The organism is Mesorhizobium sp. M7A.F.Ca.US.002.01.1.1, assembly GCF_004022955.1.
Lineage (GTDB): Bacteria > Pseudomonadota > Alphaproteobacteria > Rhizobiales > Rhizobiaceae > Mesorhizobium > Mesorhizobium ciceri.
In genome coordinates this window covers 1-6,467 of sequence record NZ_RZQE01000338.1, presented here as the reverse complement: position 1 = coordinate 6,467, position 6,467 = coordinate 1, and the positions used below count along the sequence as shown (strand labels likewise).

Annotated in this window: 4 protein-coding genes; 2 read left to right on the top strand and 2 right to left on the bottom strand. The window is 64.0% G+C overall.

Translation table 11 applies throughout. The features are described from left to right. Positions 1 to 256: 256 nt before the first annotated feature. On the bottom strand, positions 257 to 1,906 hold the full coding sequence (locus tag EN932_RS25675) for an ABC transporter substrate-binding protein (RefSeq protein WP_027163239.1): 1,650 nt from the start codon (positions 1,904 to 1,906) through the stop codon (positions 257 to 259). 42 nt (positions 1,907 to 1,948) lie between these two features. Beyond that, positions 1,949 to 3,499, bottom strand: a complete 1,551-nt coding sequence (locus EN932_RS25670) for a trimethylamine methyltransferase family protein (protein WP_127370354.1) — start codon at positions 3,497 to 3,499, stop codon at positions 1,949 to 1,951. 90 nt (positions 3,500 to 3,589) lie between these two features. Between EN932_RS25670 and EN932_RS25665 the strand changes: the two genes are divergently transcribed. After that, positions 3,590 to 4,492: a LysR substrate-binding domain-containing protein gene (locus EN932_RS25665; RefSeq protein WP_013532333.1), complete on the top strand. Its 903-nt coding sequence runs from the start codon at positions 3,590 to 3,592 to the stop codon at positions 4,490 to 4,492. A 74-nt stretch (positions 4,493 to 4,566) separates the two neighbouring features. After that, entirely contained in the window at positions 4,567 to 6,441 is a 1,875-nt protein-coding gene (gene mutL / locus EN932_RS25660; RefSeq protein ID WP_127385315.1) for a DNA mismatch repair endonuclease MutL, read from the top strand. Positions 6,442 to 6,467: the final 26 nt, after the last annotated feature.

The following is a 6,467-nucleotide window of genomic DNA, read 5'->3' as shown; positions in this document are numbered from 1 at the left end:
GTTTCGTCACCGGTTCGGTGAACCGGTCCCGATATTGTTCGTCGGCCTCGAACTTGACCGCCGGGGCATAGAAGAACTTCACCGCGTCGGACGCCGGTCCGGCGACGGCTCCGGCCGGCAGGGCTATCGAAAGGGCGGCAACGATCACTGTCAGTCGCATGCAGAATCTCCGGCTTTTGACGGCTTGAGCCTATCAACACCACGTATCCTGCATATCGGCTTTTTTGCGGCTCATGAAGTCCTGCAGCACCTTGTTTCAGCCGTCCAGCCAGACGTTCTGAAGGTCCATCTCGAATGTCTGGTGGACACCATAGTTCTTCACCTTCTTGCTCATGTGGCTGTAGAGCTTCTGCCAGAAGGGCTGAATAATGACGCCCGAATCCTGCAGGATCTGCTCGACATCCTTCATGACCTCGCGTCGTTTCTCCACGTCGATGAGCGAAAGCGCCTGCTTGAGCTTGGCATCGAAATCGGGGTTGGAATATGCCGATTCATTCCAGGCCTCGCCGGTGCGATAGCCGAGCGCCAGCACCTGCACGCCAAGCGGGCGCATGTACCAGATCGTCATCGAATAGGGATATTTCGTCCAGTCGTTCCAGAAGGTCGAACCCGGCAGCACCGTGCGCTTCACCTTGATCCCGGCATCGCGCAACTGGCCGGCAATGGCGTCGCCGGTATTCTTCTGCCAATCGTCCTCGATGGTGATCAGCTCATGCTCGAAGTCGGCCTGTCCGGCTTCCGCCATCAGCTTCTTGGCGCCGGCGGCGTCGCGTGTCTTCTTGGGCAGCGCATAGTATTCCGGATGGATCGGGGCGACGTGGTGGTTTTCACCAGGGGTGCCTCGCCCGGCATAACCGAGTTCGAGGACCGCATTGTTGTCGACGGCCATTTGCAGGGCGTTGCGCACCCGCTTGTCGTCATAGGGCTTGTGGGTGATGTTGGTGCGGGCAACCAGCGTCGTCGCCGTCGCCACCTCCGATTTCACCAGATCCATCTTGTCGAGAATGTCGATGAAGTCGGCGGGCGACTCGAAATTGAGGTCGATCTCACCGGATTCGAACGCGTTCACGGTGGCGTTGAAATCGGTGCCGTAGTCGACGAACTCGACGCTGTCGAGCGGCGCCTCACCACCCCACCATTTGCCATTCTCACGACGCTTGACGACCGCCTTCTGGCCGACATCGTAGGAGACCAGTTCGAACGGTCCCGTGCCGATCGGCTTCTTGATCGGATCGGCACCGTCGGCATCGAAGCTGCGATGGACGACGAGCGCCGGATAGTCGGTGAAATTCGGGATCAGCGAAATGTCTGGTTCGCTTAACTTCAGCTTGACCGTATTGTCGTCGACCTTGGTGATCGCGCCATCCCTGGCCTTGCCGGTCTTTGCGTCGATCAGCGCGCCGACCCGGGCGGCCATGGAATTGCCGGCGACATTCTTCTCGCACCAGCGGGTCAGATTGTGAGCGACGTCATCGGCGTTGAAGGCATCGCCATTATTCCACGTGATGCCCTTGCGCACATGCAGCACGTATTCGGTGGCGTCGTCGTTGATATCCCAGCTTTCGAGCAGGACCGGCTCGAAGGTGAATTGCCTGGTATAGCGGACAAGCGGCTCCAGCCAGCAGCGCGAAATGTTCGCCAGTTCCACCCAGTCGTAAGTGCGCGGATCCTTCTGTCCCTTCACCGACATCGAGACGCGCAGCGTTCCGCCTTTCTTCGGCTCTTCGGCCAAGGCCCGATCCGGCACGGCAAGGCCGATCATGCCATAGGCAAGAGCCGTCGATGCGCCGAAGGCGCTTGCCAGCGCCAGGAACTCGCGCCGGTCGACACGACCCGCGCGTGCTTCGACCGCCATTGCCTCGATAGCGCTCGGCACGCGATCGCCACTGCTTCTGAAGAATGCCATTTTTTCCTCCCGTCTGGTTCCCTTTGATCTTGGTTCTTCGCCTCAACTGACGCTGTCCGGCAGCCTCTCCTCGCGCCGCGCGATGAAATCCATCAGGCCATCGGCGATGCCTTCGTCGAGCTTCGGCTCCTCGTAATCCGCCAGCATGTTGCGCGCCTTCTCGCGGCCGCGCGTGTCGTGGTCCTTCGCCCCTTCTGCCTTCCACTGTTCGAACGAATTGAAGTCCATGATCGAGGGCATGAAGAAGGCGGATTCGAAATGTTCCAGCGTGTGCTGGGTACCGAGGAAATGGCCCTGCGGTCCCACCTCGCGGATTGCCGCCATGGCTTCCTTGAAATCGTCGAACGGCAGGCCGCCGGCATATTTGTACCAGCCGACGAGCTGTTCGCAGTCGGTGGCGAATTTCGAATAGCCGCAGGTCAGGCCGGCCTCGAGCCATCCGGCGGAGTGCCAGATGTAGTTGGCGCCGGCGAGGATGGCGGCATGCATCAGCATGTTCGCCTCGTAACCAGCCTGGGCGTCGTTGAGCTTCGACCCGACATGGAAGCCGGAGGTGCGCCACGGCAGCCGGTATTTCCGCGCCAGCGCTCCCATCAGATACATCATCTGCGCCGCCTCGGGCGTGCCGCCCATCGGAGCACCGGTCTTCATGTCCACCGTGACCATGAACTGTCCGTAGATCTGCGGCGAGCCTGGGCGCAGCAGTTGCGTGAAGGCGACGCCCGCCAGCGCTTCCGCATTGACCTGTGCCACAGCGCCCACGGCGGACGCCGAAGTCGAGGCGCCGCACAGTGCAAAGGGTGCGAGGATCAGCGGCTGGTTGCTTCGCGCATAGACCTTCATCGCGTCCAGCATGGTGGCGTCCCACACCAGCGGCGAATTGCAGTTGGTGATCGACACCAGGACCGGATTGTCGCGGACGTAATCCTCTCCGAACACGATGCCTGCCATCGCCATCGTGTCTTCCGCCCGCTCCTTGGACGTGACGATGCCCATGAACGGCTTGTCGGAATGCTTAAGCGCGGAATGGATGATGTGGAGGTGACGCTTCGGTACCGCGATTTCCATCGGCTCGCAAATGACCGAACTCGATGAATGCAGCGCCGGCGCCATGTAGGCGAGTTTGTGGAAATTGTTGAGGTCGGCGAGCGTGCCGTAACGCCTGTTGTTATCGAGATCGCGAACATAGGGCGCGCCATACATCGGCACGAAGATGGTATTGTTGCCGCCCACCCGCACCGTGCGCTGCGGATTCCTCGCATTGAGCGTGAACTCCGACGGGACCTTCGACACCAGTTCCATCAGCAGGGCCCGGTCGATCCGCACACGGGTTTCCGAGACATCCGCGCCCGCCGCCTTCCACAGTGCGATAGCCTCGTCGTCGCGGAACTCGCATCCCACCTCTTCGAGGATCAAGAGCGACTCCTCGTGGATCAGCTCGACCGCCTCATCCGGGACCATCTGGTAGACGGGGATCTGGCGGACCAGCGTCGGGAACGACGTTACGGGAGCTCCGCGCAGGGCCTTGCGCCCCAGGCGGCCGCCACTGCGGCGGTTGGCATGTTCGGTCACTTCGGGGGCCGGTGCGTTCATGGCAACTCCATTCCACTCATGAAGGAGCCTAGCGCGACAAAATGGTGATGTGACGCTGGAAAATCCTGATCTCTTGTATAAGCTCAGCTTATGCGAAGCTTGCGCCACCTTCTGCCTTCGGCCGGCAGCCTGATCGTCTTCGAGGCGGCCGGGCGGCTGTCGAGCTTCACCGCCGCCGGGCGCGAGCTGGGCATGACGCAGGCCGCCGTCTCCTATGCCGTGCGCGGACTGGAAGAACAGCTCGGCGCCAAGCTGTTCCAGCGCCGCCACCGCCAGGTGCTCCTGACCGAGGCCGGCGAGCGCTTCCATGCCGACGTCTCGCTCGGCCTTTCGCACATCCGCAAATCGGCGGAGGATCTGCGCCTGCAGGCGACCGGCGGTCATGTCACGCTGGCCGCCTCGACCGCGTTCGGTTCGTTCTGGATGATGCCGCGCCTGCAGCAGTTCCGTGACGAGCTGCCGGGCATCGACCTGCGTATCCAGACCGCCGACCGCGACCTCGACATCATCGCGGAAGGCATCCCGCTCGGCGTGCGCGGCGGCGCGCCGCGGGACTGGCCGGACTATCATTCGTTGCCGCTGGCTGACGAGGAGATATTTCCCGTCGCCGGCACCAGCTATGCGGCAAAGTTCGGCCTGCCCAGATCCGCTGCCGAACTGGCCACGCACCGCCTCATCCATCTGGAGGAGCCGTATCGCGAGGCGGCCAGTTGGGACGAATGGTTCCAGTCTGCGGGCGCCAATCTCAGCGATACCGCGCGCGGCCTGCGCATCAACGACTACGGCCTGGTGATTCAGGGTGTCATGGAAGGCCAAGGCATCGCGCTCGGCTGGCGGCACCTCGCCGAGCGGCTGCTGGCGTCGGGCCTGCTGGTGCCGGTGACGGATCATGTGCTGAAGACCGGCAAGGCCTTCTATGTCGTCTGGCCGAAGAACCGGGAGCTCAGCGACAACGCCCGCAAGGTGCGCGACTGGCTGGCGGCGCAGGCATAAGTCGTTTTCCACTGATCCACCGCTGGCGCAATTCTGCCCCTCCCGCGCGACGCGAATCCGCCTATAGTGCCGCCATGCCCATCCGCCAGCTTTCCGAAACGATGATCAACCAGATCGCCGCCGGCGAAGTCATCGAGCGTCCGGCGAGCGTGGTCAAGGAACTGGTCGAGAATGCGCTCGATGCCGGTGCTTCGCGCGTCGAGATCGTCACATCGGGCGGCGGGCTGAACCTGATCCGCGTCACCGATGACGGCTCCGGCATTGCCGAACGGGAGCTGGCGCTGGCGATCGCACGTCACTGCACCTCCAAGCTCACCGAGGATATCAACGACATCCGCTCGCTGGGCTTCCGCGGCGAAGCGCTGCCGTCGATCGGCTCGGTGTCGCGACTTTCGATCCGCTCGCGCACGGCAGCGAGTGACAGCGCCGCCGAGATCGGCATCGAGGGTGGCCGCGTCCTGCCTGTCAGGCCGGCGGCGGCCAATCGCGGCACCACGGTCGAGGTGCGCGACCTGTTCTTCGCAACGCCGGCCCGATTGAAGTTCATGAAGGGCGAGCGCGCCGAAAGCTCGGCCACCAGCGATGTGGTCAAGCGCATCGCCATCGCCTTCCCCGCCGTGCGCTTCACGCTGGCCGGCTCGGACCGCTCGACACTGGAATTGCCGGCGGCGGATGACAGCGCGGAAGGCAGCCTGCGTCGTGTCGCCCAGGTGATGGGCGCCGACTTTCCCGACAATTCGATTGCCCTCGACGCGATGCGCGATGGCGTGCATCTGACCGGCCACGTGTCGATCCCGTCCTTCACCCGCGCCAACGCGCTGCAGCAATATGCCTACGTCAACGGCCGCCCGGTGCGCGACAAGCTGATCGCCGGCGCCATACGCGGCGCCTATGCCGACGTCCTGCCGCGCGACCGCCATGCGGTGACGGTGCTGTTCCTGACGCTCGATCCGGCCATCGTCGACGTCAACGTCCATCCAGCCAAGGCCGATGTGCGCTTCCGCGATCCCGGCCTTGTGCGCGGATTGATCGTCGGGGCCATCCGACAGGCACTGGCCGATGCCGGCGTCCGCGCCGCCACCACGGGTGCCGCCGGCATGATGGCGGCGTTCCGGCCAGGGGCCGCATCCTACGGCCACGGCGGACCGGCAAACGGCCACCGCAGCTACGACGCGGCCTACCGCGCGTCGGGTCCGTCCGGCTTCGATCCTGCCCGATCGCCGCAGCGGCCGCTCGATATGGGTTTCGATGGTGCGGGCTTCGAGCAGCGCGGCTTGCGAGAAAGCGAGCAAGCGGCTTTCGATGCCGGTCCGCTTGCCAGCGCCGATGCACGCGCAGGGCAGGATGAAGCGGCCGAGACGTTGCTCGGCGCGGTGCTGGGCGCGGCGCGCGCCCAGGTGCATGAGAATTACATCGTCGCCCAGACCAGGGATTCGCTCATCATCGTCGACCAGCATGCGGCGCATGAACGGCTGGTCTACGAGGCGCTGAAGAATGCGCTGCATTCGCGCCCGGTGCCCTCGCAGATGCTACTTCTGCCCGAAATCATCGACCTGCCGGAAGAGGATGCCGAGCGGCTTGCGCTGCATTCGGAAACGCTGGCCCGCTTCGGTCTCGGCATCGAGCGCTTTGGCCCCGGCGCTGTCGCGGTGCGCGAGACGCCGTCGATGCTGGGCGAGGCCAATGTCCAGCAATTGGTGCGCGACCTCGCCGACGAGATCGCCGACAACGACACGGTCGACACGCTGAAGGAGCGGCTGGACAAGATAGCCGCGACCATGGCGTGCCACGGCTCTGTGCGCTCCGGCCGCCTGCTCAAGGCCGAGGAGATGAACGCGCTGCTGCGGCAGATGGAGGCGACGCCCGGCTCCGGCACCTGCAACCACGGCCGCCCCACTTATATCGAACTCAAGCTGGCGGATATCGAACGGCTTTTCGGACGGCGATAGCTGCGGACGGATTGCGGGCCTATCGC

What these genes read in the sequence shown, in the direction of transcription:
- EN932_RS25675 (WP_027163239.1), bottom strand. Translation starts at nt 1,906, where the DNA reads ATGGCATTCTTCAGAAGCAGTGGCGATCGCGTGCCGAGCGCTATCGAG.
- EN932_RS25670 (WP_127370354.1), bottom strand. Translation starts at nt 3,499, where the DNA reads ATGAACGCACCGGCCCCCGAAGTGACCGAACATGCCAACCGCCGCAGT.
- EN932_RS25665 (WP_013532333.1), top strand. Translation starts at nt 3,590, where the DNA reads ATGCGAAGCTTGCGCCACCTTCTGCCTTCGGCCGGCAGCCTGATCGTC.
- mutL (WP_127385315.1), top strand. Translation starts at nt 4,567, where the DNA reads ATGCCCATCCGCCAGCTTTCCGAAACGATGATCAACCAGATCGCCGCC.